This is a genomic window from Serratia sp. K1WW1, from assembly GCF_055790865.1.
Genome location: NZ_CM147697.1, coordinates 3,693,281 through 3,709,777, shown reverse-complemented (window position 1 = coordinate 3,709,777; position 16,497 = coordinate 3,693,281). Strand labels below are relative to the sequence as shown.

The 16,497-nt window shown below is 58.4% G+C and carries 14 protein-coding genes; all 14 read right to left on the bottom strand.

The features are described 5' to 3' along the window. Positions 1–52: 52 nt before the first annotated feature. The 14 genes from ACX9GU_RS16785 to ACX9GU_RS16720 all read right to left on the bottom strand — a co-directional run bounded on the left by ACX9GU_RS16785 (position 53) and on the right by ACX9GU_RS16720 (position 16,471). Positions 53–1,267 carry an O-antigen ligase family protein gene (locus ACX9GU_RS16785; RefSeq protein ID WP_473192285.1) on the bottom strand — a complete coding sequence of 405 codons (1,215 nt, stop codon included), beginning with the start codon at positions 1,265–1,267 and terminating at the stop codon, positions 53–55. A gap of 19 nt (positions 1,268–1,286) precedes the next feature. Beyond that, complete coding sequence (gene rfaQ, locus ACX9GU_RS16780) at positions 1,287–2,456, bottom strand: putative lipopolysaccharide heptosyltransferase III (RefSeq protein ID WP_473192284.1); 1,170 nt, start codon at positions 2,454–2,456, stop codon at positions 1,287–1,289. Positions 2,457–2,735: 279 nt separating this feature from the next. Further along, a complete protein-coding gene (gene fdhF, locus ACX9GU_RS16775; protein ID WP_473192283.1) occupies positions 2,736–4,880 on the bottom strand; it encodes a formate dehydrogenase subunit alpha in 2,145 nt (714 codons plus the stop codon). Positions 4,881–5,213: 333 nt separating this feature from the next. Beyond that, on the bottom strand, positions 5,214–5,666 hold the full coding sequence (hycI, locus tag ACX9GU_RS16770) for a hydrogenase maturation peptidase HycI (protein ID WP_473192282.1): 453 nt from the start codon (positions 5,664–5,666) through the stop codon (positions 5,214–5,216). Continuing rightward, entirely contained in the window at positions 5,663–6,079 is a 417-nt protein-coding gene (locus ACX9GU_RS16765; RefSeq protein ID WP_021178427.1) for a formate hydrogenlyase maturation HycH family protein, read from the bottom strand. The genes hycI and ACX9GU_RS16765 overlap by 4 nt, the downstream gene beginning before the upstream one ends. Further along, positions 6,069–6,854 carry an NADH-quinone oxidoreductase subunit B family protein gene (locus ACX9GU_RS16760; protein ID WP_473192281.1) on the bottom strand — a complete coding sequence of 262 codons (786 nt, stop codon included), beginning with the start codon at positions 6,852–6,854 and terminating at the stop codon, positions 6,069–6,071. Before ACX9GU_RS16760 ends, ACX9GU_RS16765 begins: the two co-directional genes overlap by 11 nt. Position 6,855: 1 nt before the next feature. Next, the gene (gene hyfH / locus ACX9GU_RS16755; protein ID WP_473192280.1) at positions 6,856–7,401 is read right to left on the bottom strand and encodes a hydrogenase 4 subunit H; all 546 of its coding nucleotides are present in this window, start codon (positions 7,399–7,401) and stop codon (positions 6,856–6,858) included. Between the two features lie 10 nt (positions 7,402–7,411). Then, positions 7,412–9,202 carry a hydrogenase large subunit gene (locus ACX9GU_RS16750; protein WP_438272339.1) on the bottom strand — a complete coding sequence of 597 codons (1,791 nt, stop codon included), beginning with the start codon at positions 9,200–9,202 and terminating at the stop codon, positions 7,412–7,414. Then, entirely contained in the window at positions 9,145–10,728 is a 1,584-nt protein-coding gene (locus tag ACX9GU_RS16745; RefSeq protein ID WP_473195203.1) for a hydrogenase 4 subunit F, read from the bottom strand. Before ACX9GU_RS16745 ends, ACX9GU_RS16750 begins: the two co-directional genes overlap by 58 nt. A gap of 4 nt (positions 10,729–10,732) precedes the next feature. Continuing rightward, complete coding sequence (gene hyfE, locus ACX9GU_RS16740) at positions 10,733–11,383, bottom strand: hydrogenase 4 membrane subunit (protein WP_473192279.1); 651 nt, start codon at positions 11,381–11,383, stop codon at positions 10,733–10,735. An 11-nt stretch (positions 11,384–11,394) separates the two neighbouring features. Continuing rightward, the gene (locus tag ACX9GU_RS16735; RefSeq protein ID WP_473192278.1) at positions 11,395–12,852 is read right to left on the bottom strand and encodes a hydrogenase 4 subunit D; all 1,458 of its coding nucleotides are present in this window, start codon (positions 12,850–12,852) and stop codon (positions 11,395–11,397) included. 17 nt (positions 12,853–12,869) lie between these two features. Then, positions 12,870–13,820: a respiratory chain complex I subunit 1 family protein gene (locus ACX9GU_RS16730; protein ID WP_473192277.1), complete on the bottom strand. Its 951-nt coding sequence runs from the start codon at positions 13,818–13,820 to the stop codon at positions 12,870–12,872. A 12-nt stretch (positions 13,821–13,832) separates the two neighbouring features. After that, on the bottom strand, positions 13,833–15,848 hold the full coding sequence (hyfB, locus tag ACX9GU_RS16725; protein ID WP_473192276.1) for a hydrogenase 4 subunit B: 2,016 nt from the start codon (positions 15,846–15,848) through the stop codon (positions 13,833–13,835). A 2-nt stretch (positions 15,849–15,850) separates the two neighbouring features. Continuing rightward, complete coding sequence (locus ACX9GU_RS16720; protein ID WP_065685202.1) at positions 15,851–16,471, bottom strand: 4Fe-4S dicluster domain-containing protein; 621 nt, start codon at positions 16,469–16,471, stop codon at positions 15,851–15,853. Between the last annotated feature and the right edge of the window lie 26 nt (positions 16,472–16,497).

Below are 16,497 nucleotides of genomic sequence, written 5' to 3'. Positions count from 1 at the left end.
TGAAAACGGGGGTAGCATACGGCGCCCCCATAACACAATGAGACGGTTAAGGTTATTTAGGCTGCCGAAAAACTCGGTAGCCTGCCAGCACGGCAGCCAACACCATAAACAGATGCCCCTCGGCGGAATCCAGCAGGAACGAGTTGAACAGGTGGCAGGCCATATAGCTGCCGAGCACGGCAACCAGCAGGTTGCGGCAGGCTGTTGGTTGCTGCCAGGCCGCTCGCAAGCAGCACCACATCCAACCCAGAAACAGCGCCAGCCCCAGCAAGCCATTTTGTACCGTTTCCAGCAGGTACTCATTGTGCGGGTTATGCACGCCGTAACCGGTCTGCGCGTTGCCATACCAGAAGCTCCCGGCCCCGTTACCCAGCAACGGGGCCTGTTTTATCAGGCGCAGCGATTCGCGGGCAAAGGCGGTGCGTTGCCCCATCGAGTTGTCGCAAGCCTGATAGGCCTGCTCTGCCGGGGCCAACACGCAATTGCGTACCTCAGCAAGGCCGAGCGTCAGGCGCTCCGTCGCTCTATTGGGGATAAAAATCAGCATAATGGCCAGCAGCAAGCCACAGGCTAGTACCCCCAGCCGCTGCCAGCGGGGCAGCGTCAGCAGCAACCAAAGCCCCACGCCGACCAATAGCGCCACATAGCCGGTACGCCCCTGTACCATCAGCAGTACGTTCGCCGTTGCCAGCAGAACCAATGCCCCATAACACCAACGCAGCACGCCTGATTGCGCAAAAGCACGGGTGAGCCATATCAACGCAGCAAACGCCATAAACACGTTCTGGGTTATCTGCAGTTTAAACACCGTTGGATTCTGCGGATCGAGGCCACCCAGCGTTACATGTCCGATCCCCGAAGTCAGGCTAATCGCCAGTATCACGGCATTAGCGAGCAGAAATCCGCTGATAAAGCGGGTGATAAGCCTGGCGTCGATGATAAAGAACAGCGCCAAGGGCAACACAAACAGTAGCTTTTGATACTTGCCGACCATCTTCGGGCCGTACTCGTGGTGCTGGGTCAATAACGAGGCGGCCAGCAGTGCAAACATCAATGCGGGCAGCCACACCAGCGGTTGTTTGAGCAATGGCATCAGGTGGCGAAAGTCACGCTGCCACAGCAGACATAGCGCCGCCAACACCAGCGAAGCATTCATCAGCGCATTGGAGGTCGGCAAGGACGCGCCGAGCAAAAACGCCGTGAAGCCAAACAGCCGAAGGCGGGCAGGGGAGAGCAACGATACAGAACGGGGTTCGGTGGATGGCATGGAGTGGCTCAAATCAGGGTTAATTAAACACGGTGTCATTCACCGTGCGGGAAGTTGGGATTTCCAGGCAGGTGAGCTGGCGGTTTATGGCCCGGATAACCTCACTGGCGGGAATGGCATCCAGATAACGTTCCGGGGTAGCGGTGTTCACCTCGTCGGGGTGGGGTAATGAGCGGTAGTTGCCTGCCCATAACAGCACGTGCGGAGCCTGCCAGGGCGACCACTGTTGCAGATTGCTGGGGCCGAACAGCACGACGGAAGGCGTCTGCAAGGCGGCGGCCATATGCATCGCTACCGAATCCACCCCGATAAACAGCTTCGCCCGATCGATCAAGACGGCAAGTTCCGGCAGGTCCAGGCGACCGGCCAGATTGACCACCCGTTGTGGCATGGTGCAGTGGGCCAGAATGGCGGCTATCATGGCGATCTCATCGGCAGAACGCCCGCAGGTCAGCACCACGGTTTCCCCGCTGGCGGTGAGATGGTCGATAACCCGTGTGAATCCCGCCACCGACCAGGTTTTGAACGCCCAGCGCGCGGAAGGCTGGATCAGCACGAAATCCCTCAGGTGATGATGTTGGCTGAGGCGGTCAATCTCATCGACGTCATGCTGCCGGTAAGCCTGGGTCACCTTGGTCACCAAGGTGGGTAAGGCCAACGGGGCCAGAATAGAGAGATTATTGAGCACGGTGTGTTGTTGGTCATGTCCGTCCACCTGCACCAACAGCGAATGGCAAGCCCGCCACAGCCGGTTATTACGCTTGGGGTAAGCAAACCCCAGGCTGAACGTCGGTTTGAGAAAGCGGCAATACAACGCCGCCCGCCACTGGTCGGACAGATTGATCACCAGGTCGTAGTGCCCGGTGTTGAGGCTGTTCCACAGGGCTTGTTCACCGCGGTACTGTGCCTTGCAGCCCTGGCGTTTTAGGTTGCGATCGACGGTATAGGTCAGATAGACATCCCGATTGCCCGCCAGCATCGCCTCGGTGCCGTCATACACCAGCACGTCAATCAGGGCGTTGGGGTAATTGGCGCGCAGCGTACTGAGCAACGGCGTGGTCAGCAAAACGTCACCAAAGTGACGCAGCTTGATAACCAGGATGCGCTGTACCCGATCGCGGTGCAGTAGTCCGTTGGGCAAGCGACGGTCAGGTAACACGGCCTTGCCAGCACTCATCGCGAACGTCATATTTTGCTGATGTATCCCAGAGAACGATAAAAGGCGATCTTATAGGGGGCGGAAAGACAAAGATAATTGGTTGTACAGATCAATAAGATCAGACCGATCGTTGAAAACGATCAATCCTTTATAAAGTGAGGGGGTATTGTGCGGGTTTGTGAGCCACGGGATAAATCGTCTATTAGGAATTTTAGTGTGGCAGCCACTGGCAGAAGTGTGAGGATGAATAGCGGGTGGTGAGGGATGGGTGGAAAGCCGAACCTCATCCTTGAGGTTCGACCTTACCGATTAGCCCGCAGCGGCCTCGCGGAGGCGCTGTTTAATCTTGCTGTACTCCTGCTGAACGTAATGTTCTGCCTGCCCTTGATCCTTAATTGGCTCAATCTGCACGGCGCAGTATTTGTATTCCGGCGTTTTGGTTATCGGGCTGAGGTTTTCCGCCACCAGCTCGTTACAGGCACCGATCCACCATTGGTAGGTCATGTAGATCGCTCCCCGGTTAGGGCGTTCGCTGACGTTGGCGCGGGTAATGACCTTGCCCTGACGTGAACGTACCCACACCAATGCCTGATCCTCAATCCCCAACCGTGCGGCGTCTTCCGAGTTGACCTGTACATAGCCCGGTTCATCGGCCAGCGCGACCAACGCCTTACAGTTGCCGGTCATCGAACGGCAGGAGTAATGGCCCACTTCGCGTACCGTCGACAGCACGAACGGGAACTCATCGCTGAGCTGATCGATCGGCGGAGCCCATTCACAGGTAAAGAACTCCGCTTTGCCACCGGGCCGAGAGAATTCCCCGCCTTCGTACAGATAAGGGGTACCCGGATGATCCAACGTTGGGCATGGCCACTGAATGTAGGCCAGGTCCGCCATCTTCTCGTAGGTAGCGCCGTAATAGATCGGGCATAGCTCGCGCAGTTCGTCCCAGATTTCCTGCGTGTTGTTGTAGTGCATCGGGTAACCCATGGCCGTCGACATCAGGCTGATGATCTGCCAGTCCGTCTTCACATCGCCCACCGGCTCCACTGCTTTATAGAAGCGTTGGAAGCCGCGGTCTGCCGCGGTATACACTCCTTCATGCTCGCCCCAGGAGGTTGCCGGGAAAATAACGTCGGCAATCGCGGCGGTTTTGGTCATGAAGATATCCTGCACGATCAGCAAATCCAGCTTCTCAAAGGTTCTACGGATGGTGGCTAAATCCGGCTCCGTTTGTAGCGGATCCTCCCCCATGATGTAGTGCGCTTTGAGTTTGCCATGGTCGATATTGTGCGGCACTTCGCTCAACGCATAGCCGATCTCGGCTGGCATTGCGTCGATCCCCCAGGCGTTGGCAAACCTTTCCCGCGCCTCGGTATCCGTGACCTGGAAATAGCCGGGCAGGGTGTTAGGCAACGCACCCATATCACAGGCACCCTGAACGTTGTTTTGCCCGCGCACCGGGTTAACCCCAACGTTCGGCTTGCCCAGGTTACCGGTCAGCATCGCCAGGCTGGTCAGCGCACGCACGGTTTCCACGCCCTGATAGAACTGGGTGACGCCCATGCCCCACAGGATGGTGGCCGTTGGCGCGCTGGCATACATGCGTGCCGTTTCACGGATCTGCTGGGCGGTGAGGCCCGTGGTTTTTTCAACCGACTCCGGTGGGTAGTCCGCCACGATGGCGCGATACTCGTCGAACTGCTCGGTATGCTGTTCAACAAACGCCTGGTCGTACAGGTTTTCCTCAATCATCACATGAGCGAGCGCGTTGATCAGGGCGATGTTGGAACCGTTTTTCAACGGCAAATGGATATCCGCAATACGCGCCGTTTCGATATAGCGTGGATCGCAAACAATGACCTTGGCTCCTTTCTCCTTCGCCTTGAGAATGCGGCGGGCGACAATAGGATGTGAGTCCGCGGCGTTATAGCCGAAGACAAAAATACACTGGGTATCCTCAATCTCGCAGATTGAGTTACTCATGGCGCCGTTACCGACCGATCGCTGCAGACCTGCAACCGAGGGGCCGTGTCAGACGCGTGCGCAACAGTCGATATTGTTGGTACCGACGGTGGCGCGAGCAAATTTTTGCATCACATAGTTGGCTTCATTACCTGGCCCACGTGAGGAGCCGGTCGTCATAATCGCATTCGGGCCGTATTTCTCTTTAACGGCCAGCAGGCGTGAACTGGCGAACTCGATTGCCTCTTCCCAGGACACCGATTCCAGTTTGCCACCTCGTTCCCGCCGGATCATCGGCGTTTTCAGCCGTGGCGTCAGGATCTTGGTATCGTGAACGAAATCCCAGCCGTAATACCCTTTCAGGCATAGCTCGCCCTGATTGGTCACGCCGTTTGCGCCTTCGGCCTTAACGATCCTGCCGTTGTCGACTATCAGGTTGATTTTGCAACCTGAAGCGCAATAAGGGCAGACCGTGATGACTGTTTTCATCTCAGCACTCCTTTTTAAACCTGTTCGACATTGCTCAACACGCCACTGGGCCTGAAAATCTCCCCGGTGACGAAAAATGTGTCTCACTTATTTGAAGCATAAATTGTGCCACGCTGACTTGATGTGGATTAACGACTCGCATTAATTGTCATCAACCTAAACACTCAAGTTGCTGTAGTTGATGGTGTTACAGGCGGGGATCATGCAGAACGCCGACACGCCGTGAATCCGTCCCTGGAGGCTCGTATCGCGCATCCTTGCGCTCAACGGTCGGCTAACCTGCAATGTCCCCACCTGCCTCAAGCTTTCGTGTTGCGGTATTGGCGTTGCTATTCAGAGCCGCTCAAAGCCTTCCCCCGTATCCCATATTGATAACCGCTGATAAATCACCCGTACCGCCTGCGTCACTTTCTCCGTCATCGGGAAATAAAACATCACCACGTCCGGCTGAACGCCGAGAAATATCACTTCCTCAATATCCTCACGTAGCTGGTCGATCAGGAAATTGAGCGGCATATTGTGGGTGCTCATAAAAAACATCTCGGCAATGTCGTCAGGATTGACGATGCGGATTGCGCCGGGAGCCAGCTCCATATCGGTGGCATCGACAATTACCAACCGGCTGGGCTTAAGATCGCGGATCTGATGCGTGACGTTTTCGGGGGTGGAACCGCCGTTGACGGCGACCCAACCCTCGATTGGCGCGTCAGCCATCATTTCGGCCAGCAATGGCCCGGCACCGTCGTCACCCATCATGCTATTACCTACGGTAAGGACGACATTCATGGGTTCGTCACCTTTTTCACAATCAGATAGATAGCAGGCTCGCGCTCAATCTCGGCGAGCAAGCCGAGCAGCTTGGTACTCCATTCGCTAAAGGGAGCCGGTTGGCTATCAATCAACGGGGCCAGGGCATTGGCGAGCAGGCTGGTGTGGGTGGAGTCGATGGTGATTTCGCCAAAGGTCAGCAGGCCACGCATCTTGCGTTGGGCTTCACCCTCCGGGAACAGCTCAACCCAGGCTTGATATTGCGGCAATGGGCAGCTCAACTCGGTATTCAGGCAGTCAATCACCCCTACGTGATGGCCAATCGCCAGCGAGTAATACATCACCTGCTGCGCCTGGGCAGGCATGTCGTCATCGCTATCAAGAAACTTCTGGCGTAACGACCAGAACACCGCCTTACCTTCATTTTGCATGGGCCAGCTCCTGTTGCAGGCAGTCAACCAGGCAAGCGACAATCTCGCGCAGGCGGGGATCGTTTTCCTGTTGCAACCATTTTTCCAGGCGCAACGTGGCTGCATCCATGCTGGCTCCGGCCAACAGGGAGAGGAAACGGTCACTGATGATGCGGCCTTGGTAGTAGCCCGCCAGACGGCGTGCCTCGCGTTCAATCAGTACGCGGGTATGCAGTGGGATGCCAGGCAGCAGCAATGCTGCCTTTTCGTCTACCTGCTCAAGGTGGTTTTCGCCCCTCAGCTTTTGCTCCAGCAGGCCCAGGGCTACGGCAAAGCCGTAGATGGTAGCGGCAGGCGTCGGTGGGCAACCTGGGATCCACACATCAATAGGCACGATAGACTCGCTGCCGCCCCAGACGCAGTACAGATCGTGGAAAATCCCGCCGCCACAGCCGCAGGCCCCGTAAGAAATACAGATTTTCGGGTCGGGTGCCGACTCGTAAGCTCGGAGTGCTGGTACGCGCATGGCCCGGGTGACCGCGCCGGTAAACAGCAGAATATCGGCATGGCGCGGTGAGGGGACCACCTTGATGCCAAAACGCTCGGCATCAAATACCGGCGTGATGGCGGAGAAGATCTCGATCTCACAGCCGTTGCAGCCGCCGCAGTCCACGCGATAAACGTAGGCCGAGCGTTTGATATCCTTCAGCAGCTTGCTTTTGAGTTTGGCGGTCTGTTCATCAACGGTGATCGGCGTGCTGCGGTGATGATTGACCTTGATATCGGGCATCGTCATTTTATTTCGCTCCCGCCGGCTGGCTCAGTTTCATCGGCCTATGCTGGCTCAGGGCCTGTTTACGCTTGCAGGTGGGGCAGGTCTCGAACTGGGGCCGTAAGGCCTCAATGCCGTCGGTGCCCATGCCCGCGTGGGCCAGTAACGCCAGGGCGTAATCCACCGATTTGGTTGGCGTAAAGGGCTGCTGGCAACTGCGGCAGTTGAGCAGGGTAAAGGTGGCGCGGATATACAGATCGGGCTTGTGCATCACCGCCATTTCAAACTCTTCCGACAGCCGGATCGCTCTAGTCGGGCAAACTTCTTCACAGCGTGCGCAAAAGATGCAACGGCCAATGAACAGCTGCCAGACGCGCTCGCCGCTGGCCGCATGGGTTTCCATGGTTAACGCATTCGCTGGGCAGGCCACGGTGCAGGCGCCGCAGGCGATACACTGCTCAGGATCGTACTCTGGCTTGCCACGAAACCCCGGGCACACCTCCAGCGGCTTAAACGGGTATTTCACCGTGACTTCACCGGCCTTCAGGATGGTTTTAAACAGTTTCAGCATGCTGCCTCCCTCACTTGCACGGTGAATTAGTGCGTTCGATCCCGTAGCGTTCGATCTCCTTGTACGGCACGGTCTTCGCTTTGCGCTTGTTGATATCGATCAGCGTGACACGGTCGGTGCAGGAGTAGCAGGGATCCAGGCTGCCGATAATCAGCGGGGCATCGGAAACCGTATTACCGCGCAGCATATAACGCAGCACCGGCCAGTTGGCGTAGGTGGCCGCCCGGCAGCGCCAGCGGAACAGTTTCTGGTTATCCCCCAGCATGCTCCAATGGATATCTTCACCGCGCGGGGCTTCGGCATAGCCCAAGGCAAACTTGTGCGGCTGGTAGCGGAAACCTTCGGTGAGCAGCGGGCCGCCCGGCAAGTTATCCAGGCCGTATTCGATCATCGCCAGCGAATCCAGCACCTCCTGCACGCGCACCATCACTCGTGAATACACGTCGCAGCCGTCGAAGGTGAACAGCGTTTTGGGCAACGAACCGTAGTTGGCATAAGGATGGTCAAAGCGCATATCGCGTTTGAAACCGCTGGCGCGGATCATCGGCCCCACCGGACTGTAGTCGCGAGCGATCTGCCGATCCAACAGGCCAATGCCTTTGGTGCGCTGCTCGATATTCGGCGTGCCGAGCAGCATCTCTACCAGTTGCGTCACGTCTGCGCGCATCTCATGGATCAGCTTGATGGTTTTAACCCGCTGTTCTTTGAGGATGTCGCGGCGCACGCCGCCGATCAGGTTGAGCCCATAGGTTTTACGCGATCCGGTCAATAGCTCCGCCATGGTCATCGATTTTTCACGCACGCGGAAGAACTGCATAAAGCCGGTATCGAAGCCGACAAAGTGGCTGGATAGCCCGATGTTCAGCAGGTGGCTGTGCAACCGTTCGACCTCCAGCAGAATGCTGCGAATGGCATGGGCGCGGGGTGGTACATAGATCCCCAACGCATTTTCCACCGAGGTGGTGTAGGCCACGCTGTGGGTAAAGCCGCAGATCCCGCAGACCCGGTCGGACAGGAAGGTGACCTCCTGATAGCCCATACGGGTTTCGGCCAGCTTCTCCATGCCACGGTGCACGTAGAACAGCCGGTAGTCGGCATCGACAATGCGCTCGCCGTCAACAAACAGGCGAAAATGCCCCGGCTCGTCGGAGGTAATGTGCATCGGCCCGATCGGCACCACGCGCGACTCGCCGGTGGCCGCATTTTCGAACGGGTAGGTTTCCACATCGGTGGTTGGCTCAGGGCGCTGGCGGTAATCCATGGTGTCTTTACGCAGCGGGTACAGATCGTCTGGCCAATCGTCCGGCAGCACCAGGCGGCGCTCGTCCGGCAACCCTACCGGGATCAGGCCGTACATATCGCGGATTTCACGCTCACCCCATACGGCTGCGGGAACGCGTGGGGTAACCGACGGAAACTCCAGCGTGATGGCGCTAACCTGAGCCTTGACGGTGATAAAACACTTTTCTCCTTCCTCCATCGACAGCACGTAGTAGACGGCGAAGTCCCCGGTCAAGGTACGTTCGTCATTACCAAACAGCACCGGCAGCCAACCGCCTAGCTGGTAATAGAGGTATTCCACAATCTCAGGTAATGAGTTCAGCTTGACCGTGATGGTGACCTGGTTGGCGGTTTGCCACTCGGCATCCAGCAGGGCGGAGGGGAACTTCTCGCGCACTTTGGCCAGGTAGCCTTTGCCGAGTTTCTCGTCGTTGTTGAGGGTCAATACGTGGGTTTCGTAGCTCACTTTACTTCTCCTGCCTGAGGTTCGGCCGCAGAGGAATGATTCTGAACGGCCCATGGCCAGCTCAATGGCTGGGCATGAGTGCCAGGCTTGTTGTTCATCACGATGTGGACCGCGTTTTCCAGCAGTCGGCTGACCGGTTGCGGGATATGGGTGCCCATTACCAGCATCAATACCAGCAGGATCAGCATCGGTAAGGTCGTCAGTATTCCCAGTTCGCCTTTGTTGACCTCTTCTGGCTTGGCGCCGAACAGCACGCTGGCCACCATGCGGACCAACCCGGCCAACACCACCGTCAGCAGCAGCAACAAGACGATGGTCAACGTAATATGGCCAGCCGCCAGTCCGGCGGTGACCGTCATAAACTCACTGAGAAAAATGTTGAACGGCGGCATACCGCCCAGCGCCAAGGCCCCCCCGGCCAGCAGCACGGCACTGAACGGCATGCATTTCAGCATCCCTTTCACCACGGTAATATCGCGGGTGCCGTACTTCAGCAGTACGTTGCCGGAGCCGCAGAACAGCAGGGTTTTAGCCAGGCTGTGGTTCAGGGTATGCAGCAGCGCCGCCAGGATACCGAGCGGGCCACCGATGCCGATCGCCACGGCGATCAGCCCCATGTTCTCTACGCTGGAGTAGGCCAGCAGCCGTTTGATATCGCGCTGCACCAGAATAAAGAAGGCCGCCACCGCGACGGAGAGGAAGCCAAACACCATCAGCAGCGTGCCGGTAAAGTCATGGCCCAGCGTGGTGCTGATAATGATGTAGTAACGGATGATGATCAGCAGCGCGCAGTTGAGCAGCACGGCCGAGAGCAGGGCGCTGGTGGGGCTTGGTGCCTCACTGTGGGCGTCCGGCAGCCAGGCGTGCATCGGGAACAGACCGGTTTTGGTGCCAAAGCCAATCAGAATGAACACAAACGCCAGATGCATCAGCATCGGATCCAACTGCGTGGCGTGCTTGAGCACTTCCGTCCAGAAGATGGCGTCGTTGGGGTCAGGCATAAAGCTGGCCGCGTTGGCGTACACCAGAATGGTGCCGAACAGCCCGAAGGCCACCCCGACGGTACAGATAATGATGTATTTCCAGGCCGCTTCCAGCGAGGAGCTCTGCCCGTACAACCCCACCAGAAATGCCGAGCTGAGCGTGGTGGCTTCGATGGCCGCCCACATCAGGATCAGGTTATTGCTGGTGATCACCAACAGCATGGTGAACAGGAACAGGTGGAAGAAGCCGTAGTAGTGACAAAGCGTCGCTACCGAAATCTCGCCTTCATCGACCTCATGGCGCATATAGCCAATGGAGTAAAGCCCGGTAAGGCAGCCGATGATGCCGAGGATCGCCAGGAACAGGGCGCTGAGGCTATCCAGATGCAGCCAGCGCCCGGCAGCCAGAATATCGCCTTGCTGGTACACCTGCATCACCACCCACAGGGAAACTGCCAGCAGCAGCATGATACCGACAAAGTGCAGCAGCGTGACGTAGGCCCGCGCCGCATTGCCCAGCAGCCGACAGGCAAAGGTCAGCAGCGAGAAGGCCAGCGGCGTCAGCAGTAATAGAAACAGCATGGTGGTATTACTCATCATCTCACCCCTTCAACGCCGTCAGTTGTTCAACATTCAGCGTGTTGAGCGTGCGGTAGATTTTGCGCGCCAGCACGGCCATCACGATCACCGCAAAAATGGCATCGGTGGCGATGCCAATCTCCACCAGCTCCGGCGCGCGATTCGCCAGCAGCGCCAGCGTCAGGTGCGATCCGTTTTCCATCAGGCAGTAGCCAAACACCTGTTTGAGGATGTTGCGTTGGGTGACGATACACAGCAGGCCGAGCATAAAATGCCCCAGCGATACTGCCAGCGCCGGTTTCAGCGAGGCCAGCAGCGGCACCTGCACCGGCTCCACCACAAACCAGCACAACAGCACAATCACCGCCGCAGCCAGTATCAACATCACCGGACCGATCAGGCTGCCGTTCGCCGAGGGATCATCCATTTTGTGAAAGGCATAGGCCATGATCACCGGCACCAGCACCACCTTGGTGATAAAGGCGCTGATCGCCCACAGCGTGAGCTGTTGGGCTCCTAGGGTTTGCCCCAGCGTAAAGAAGATCAGCACCAGTAGCAGCGACTGCAAGGCATAGAGCCAGCACGAGGCCACGGGCCGTTTGGCGCCAATCACCAGCAGCGAGGTGACCATCATCAGCCCCGCGAGGTTATTGACGATAAGTGAACCAGTCATAATCAACTCCCTTATCCAAGCCAGGCGACGGCAATCACGCTGGAACCTACCGACATCGCGATCAGAATCACTAGCACCACGCTCATCACCAGCGGCAGCGGAGCGGCCTGTGCCACCTCATCACTGGGTTTGCCGGGAATAACGCGCCCAAACCAATAGATGAACCAGGCAAAGCTGGCGACCGACTCGATCAGCACCAGCACCATCAGCGGCGTCATCAGCCAGAACTCGCGCGACAGTGCAAAACCGGCGGCAAAAATCGGGAACTTGCTGAAGAAGCCGTTAAACGGCGGCACCCCGGTGATCGCCAGCGCGGCCACGCAGAACCCCACGCCCAGCAGCGGCATCTTGTTCATCACGCCCTGCAAACGCGGCAGCATCCGGGTACCGCAGCTGTAACTCAGCGCCCCGGCCACCAGGAAGAACAGGCTCTTGGCAAACGCGTGGTTAAAGATGTAAGCCACGCCGCCAAGAAAGGCGGTTTTAGAGCCAAAGATGGAAATGGATAACGCCAGGAAGATATAGGAGAGCTGGGTGATGGTGGACCAGGCCAGCAGTCGCTTCATATCCTTTTGCGGTAGGTACATCAGGAAACCGTAAATCAGGGTGATGGTCGCCATAACGATGCCGACCCAGCCGATAATATGCGGTACCGCATCCGCAGACAGGATGGCGCGGGCATAGATGTAGACGCCCACTTTCACCATCGAGGCGGCGTGCAGATAGGCGCTCACCGGGGTAGGGGCTTCCATGGCATCGGGTAGCCAGGCCTGCAACGGAAGCTGGGCCGATTTCCCCCAGGCCGCGAACAGGATGCCGCCAAACACGACCAGGCTGGTCGTACCGTTGAGCTGCGCAATCGCGCTCAGGGCGAAGGTGCCGGTATTGAGGAACAGCGTCGCCGCAGCCAGGTATAAGCCGATTGAGGCAATATGGGTGATCAGCAGGGCCTTCATGGCCGAGCGTTGTGCCTTCGGAGTCTGGTAGTAACTAATCAGCCCCCAGGAACAGCCGCCGGTGATCTCGAAGAACAGCAACTGCCCCAGAATGGTGGAGGACATCACCAACCCGGCCATCGCGCCGATAAAGATCAGCAGGAAAGCGTAATAGCGGTTGCTGCCCTCGTGGGGATGTTCGCGGTTGGCCGTGGTGAGGTAACCGGTGGAATACAGGCTGACCAGCAGGCCAAGAAACACCACCGCGAAGACAATCAGCGTGCTGATGCGATCGATGATAAGGCCGAACAGCGCCACGTTGCCGTATTGCAGCAGCGTGATGGTCGTATCCGCCTTGCCATGGGCCAGGAATAACCAACCGATAATCACCGTCCCCAGCGTGGCCAACAGCGCAAACAGGGTACAGATCCACTTGGCCATCCGTTGCGGCACGCAGGCCGTCAGCAGCGCGCCGATAAACGGCAGCAGCAGCGTGGCGATGGCGGTATATTGCAAACAGAGCGTATTTTCCATAATGGGTTTCCTGGCGGCTACAGACCGGTTAGGTAAAAGACAAAGGCCAGCGCCGCTACGCCAAAACCGAGCCAGGTAACGCGATGCGTCAACAAGAACCGCCCACGCGCCAAGGTATTTTCAAAAATGGAGGCGATGACAAACACCGCCAGCAGTTTGGCCAGCATGATGACTGCCGCCAGCGCCAGCGCGGGCACCGTCAGTTCCACCGCCTTGCCAAAGGGAATAAACACCGCCAGGAACAGTTCGGCCACCACCACCTGCTTGAGGCCGATCCCCCATTTCACCAGCGCCAGGCCGGAGCCGGAGTATTCGGTCAGCGGCCCTTCCTGAAGTTCCTGTTCCGCCTCCGCCACGTCGAAGGGGATTTTGCTCATTTCGATAAACGCGGCGAAACCGCAGGCCAGCATGGCCAGCAGGGTGGCCGTTGGGGAACTCCACCCCTCGGTCAGGGTGGCGCTGATGGTGCCGATATTGGTGGAACCGGCAATCAGCGCGACCACCAGCAACGCCAGGATCAGCGTAGGTTCTACCAATACGCCCAGCGTCAGTTCGCGGCTGGCCCCGATCCCGGCAAACGGGCTACCGGTATCCAGACCAGACAGCGAGAAGAAGAAGCGGAACAGTGCGAACAGATAGAGCAGGGTGATCAAGTCTCCCGCACCGGCAAACGGCGACGTCCGCGTGAAGATGGGCAGCGTCATCGCCACCAGCAACATGCTGCTCAGCAGTACATAAGGCATGACGCGGAAGATGGCGCCCGACTGCGCCGGAGCCACCTCCTGGCGCTTGAACAGCTTGCCCATATCGCGGTAGTCCTGCCAAATGCCAGGGCCACGGCGCGAGTGCATCCGGGCGCGGATTTGGCGGGAGATCCCGGTGAACAGCGGCGTGACCGCCAGCATTATCAGCGCCTGCATCAGCGCGAAGAGTCCCATCATTAACGACGGTGTTTCCTGCATCGACATGCTATTTCCCCCTTAAACCGCGACAAGCAACAGCAGGATCACCAAGGCGATCACCACATACAGGCAATAGAAGCGGAAGTCGCCGCTCTGCATGCCCTGCAACCGCACACCCAGGCGTTGAGAGGCCTTGACCAGCGGATTGATGATCCAGTCATCCCAGAACGGCTCGGCGCGGGTTGCCCCTGCGGTGGTCTGTTCCAGCGCCCGCGTCAATGCAGGCGCTGGATCGAGCTGCTTGCGCAGACGGTACAGCGAAGCAAACATGGCGCGCAGTGGCTGGGTAAAGCCCCCGGCGGACACCGCCATCGCCTGCTCCCAGTTGTAGCCGCAGGCCCAAGGGTCGCCACGGCGGCGGAAGTTGGACTGATTGCTTTTCAGCAGCAGATACACCGCCAACGGGATCAGCGGTAGGGCAAGCAGCAGGATGAAGGTCAATGCCGGTGACAGCATGGCTTGGCTGGCCAGTTGCGGCACCAGCATGGAACCTTGCACGACGGTGACGTCATGAGTGCCAACCAGCGTCATGGCAACCTGCGCCAGCACCGGTGCGACCACGCTGGCTCCCACGCCGAGCAGTACGCACAGCAGGGCCAGTAACAGCATGGAGGCTGTCATCTGCCATGGCACTTCGCGAGCCTGCGCCGCTTTTTCACTGCGCGGCCCGCCGCAGAAGCTGACGCCGTAGACCTTGACGAAGCACATCGCCGCCAGCGCCCCGGTGATCGCCAGCATCACCATGGCAATCGGGCCGCTGAGGCGCATCACAAAGTTGCCGTCGTGGCTCATGGAGAACAGCGATTGGTAGGTGTACCACTCGCTGATAAAACCGTTCAGCGGCGGCAGGGCGGAGATCGACATACAGCCGATCAGGAATGCCAGCCCAGTGAGCGGCATCAGCTTCGCCAGGCCGCCCATGTGTTCCATATCGCGGGTATGCACGCGCCAAATCACGGCACCGGCCCCCAGGAACAGCAAGCCTTTAAACACCGCATGGTTTAGCAGATGGTATAGCGCGCCGAGCAGGCCCAACGCCGCCATCACCGGATGTCCGCTAGCCATGCCGACCATCGCCACGCCAACGCCCATTAAAATGATGCCGATGTTCTCAACCGTGTGCCAGGCCAGCAGGCGTTTGATATCGTGCTCGGCCAACGCATACAGCACTCCCAACACCGCAGACACTGCGCCGAAGGCCAGCACCACGATGCCCCACCACATTTCGGTGGCACCCAGCAGATCGATCCCGACCTTGATGATGCCGAAGATGCCGATCTTCACCATCACGCCGGACATCAGCGCTGAAGCATGAGAAGGGGCCGCCGGGTGGGCGCGCGGTAACCAACTGTGCAGCGGCAGCATGCCCGCCTTGGCCCCGAAACCAAAGAAGGCCAGCAGGAAAACTACCGAAGCCATCCAAGGGGAAAGCGACAGAGTGCGGAAGGAGTCAAAGTCCAGGCTGCCGCTCTGCCGCCACATCAGGAAGAAGGCGATCATGATCAGCACCGAACCGGCGTGGGCGATAAAGAAGTACAGCAAACCGGCGCTGATGGATTCGTCATCCTGATCGGCGATCACCAGGAACCAGGAGGCCAGCGACATCATTTCGAACAGGATAATGAAGTAGAAGGCGTTATCCATGACCACCAGCCCGACCATCGAGGCGATAAACAGGTTCATAAAGAACCCCATGCTCGCGGCGCCTTTGCCGCGATACTCCTGCACATAGGCGATGGAATACAACGCACAAACGGTGACCAGCAGCGAAATCACCACCAGCATAAAGGCCGCCAGCGAGTCCATGCGCACCACAAAGGCGGCAAACGAGAACAGGCCAGGGGTGGAGAAGGTGAGGGTTTGCCCGCTTAACAGGACGGGAACGGCGCTGCATAGCCCTAACAGGCCGCCGATCATCGCGCTGATGCCTGCCAGCAAAATGGCGAGGCGCTCCCGGCGAAACAGCAGTAGTGATAACACGCCACCGGCGACATAAATCACCAAAGCCCACAGCAGTAGAGTGAGAGAGTCCATGTTTATTTCTGCCCCCTGACGAGAGAAGGAGAGGATGGCCAGCCGATCGCGACCTGGCCGGCTCGCGCCAAACGTCGGGCCTGCGCTTCCTGCTCAAGCTGCTGCTCATCGACGATATGCAAGGCATTGGTTGGGCAGATGCGCACGCATTCCGGCCCATCGGCGAGGAACGCGCAGAGATCGCACTTCACCGCCACCGTTTTGATCCCGGCATTCCAGGACAGATAGGGCGATTGGCTTGCGGGGCTGGTTGGCACGTCGGGCAGCAGTTCTGCCGGGACGTACTGCTCAAACATCGACGGGATATTGACTGGTCCGCTGCCCGCAGGCGTGATTGCACCGAACGGGCAGGCCAGGCCACACAGCTTGCAGCCAATGCACAGGGTCTCGTTCAGTTCGATGGCGTGCTCGCCGTGCGTGATGGCGTTGACCGGGCAAACGCGCGCGCAAGGGGCATCTTCACATTGGCGGCAAAGCATCGGTGCCGTTTGCTCTCCGACGCGCGTCACCGTCAGCCTGGGATGCGACTGAAGCCCTTCGGCCTTATGCACCTCGGTACAGGCAGCCATGCAGGTATTGCATCCGATACAGTGTTGAGGCTCCGCAATAACAAAGCGGTTCATGGCCGTTCCTCCGACAGAAAGCGGTT

What these genes read in the sequence shown, in the direction of transcription:
- ACX9GU_RS16785 (WP_473192285.1), bottom strand. Translation starts at nt 1,267, where the DNA reads ATGCCATCCACCGAACCCCGTTCTGTATCGTTGCTCTCCCCTGCCCGC.
- rfaQ (WP_473192284.1), bottom strand. Translation starts at nt 2,456, where the DNA reads ATGACGTTCGCGATGAGTGCTGGCAAGGCCGTGTTACCTGACCGTCGC.
- hycI (WP_473192282.1), bottom strand. Translation starts at nt 5,666, where the DNA reads ATGAATGTCGTCCTTACCGTAGGTAATAGCATGATGGGTGACGACGGT.
- ACX9GU_RS16765 (WP_021178427.1), bottom strand. Translation starts at nt 6,079, where the DNA reads ATGCAAAATGAAGGTAAGGCGGTGTTCTGGTCGTTACGCCAGAAGTTT.
- ACX9GU_RS16760 (WP_473192281.1), bottom strand. Translation starts at nt 6,854, where the DNA reads ATGACGATGCCCGATATCAAGGTCAATCATCACCGCAGCACGCCGATC.
- hyfH (WP_473192280.1), bottom strand. Translation starts at nt 7,401, where the DNA reads ATGCTGAAACTGTTTAAAACCATCCTGAAGGCCGGTGAAGTCACGGTG.
- ACX9GU_RS16750 (WP_438272339.1), bottom strand. Translation starts at nt 9,202, where the DNA reads ATGGGCCGTTCAGAATCATTCCTCTGCGGCCGAACCTCAGGCAGGAGA.
- ACX9GU_RS16745 (WP_473195203.1), bottom strand. Translation starts at nt 10,728, where the DNA reads ATGAGTAATACCACCATGCTGTTTCTATTACTGCTGACGCCGCTGGCC.
- hyfE (WP_473192279.1), bottom strand. Translation starts at nt 11,383, where the DNA reads ATGACTGGTTCACTTATCGTCAATAACCTCGCGGGGCTGATGATGGTC.
- ACX9GU_RS16735 (WP_473192278.1), bottom strand. Translation starts at nt 12,852, where the DNA reads ATGGAAAATACGCTCTGTTTGCAATATACCGCCATCGCCACGCTGCTG.
- ACX9GU_RS16730 (WP_473192277.1), bottom strand. Translation starts at nt 13,820, where the DNA reads ATGTCGATGCAGGAAACACCGTCGTTAATGATGGGACTCTTCGCGCTG.
- hyfB (WP_473192276.1), bottom strand. Translation starts at nt 15,848, where the DNA reads ATGGACTCTCTCACTCTACTGCTGTGGGCTTTGGTGATTTATGTCGCC.
- ACX9GU_RS16720 (WP_065685202.1), bottom strand. Translation starts at nt 16,471, where the DNA reads ATGAACCGCTTTGTTATTGCGGAGCCTCAACACTGTATCGGATGCAAT.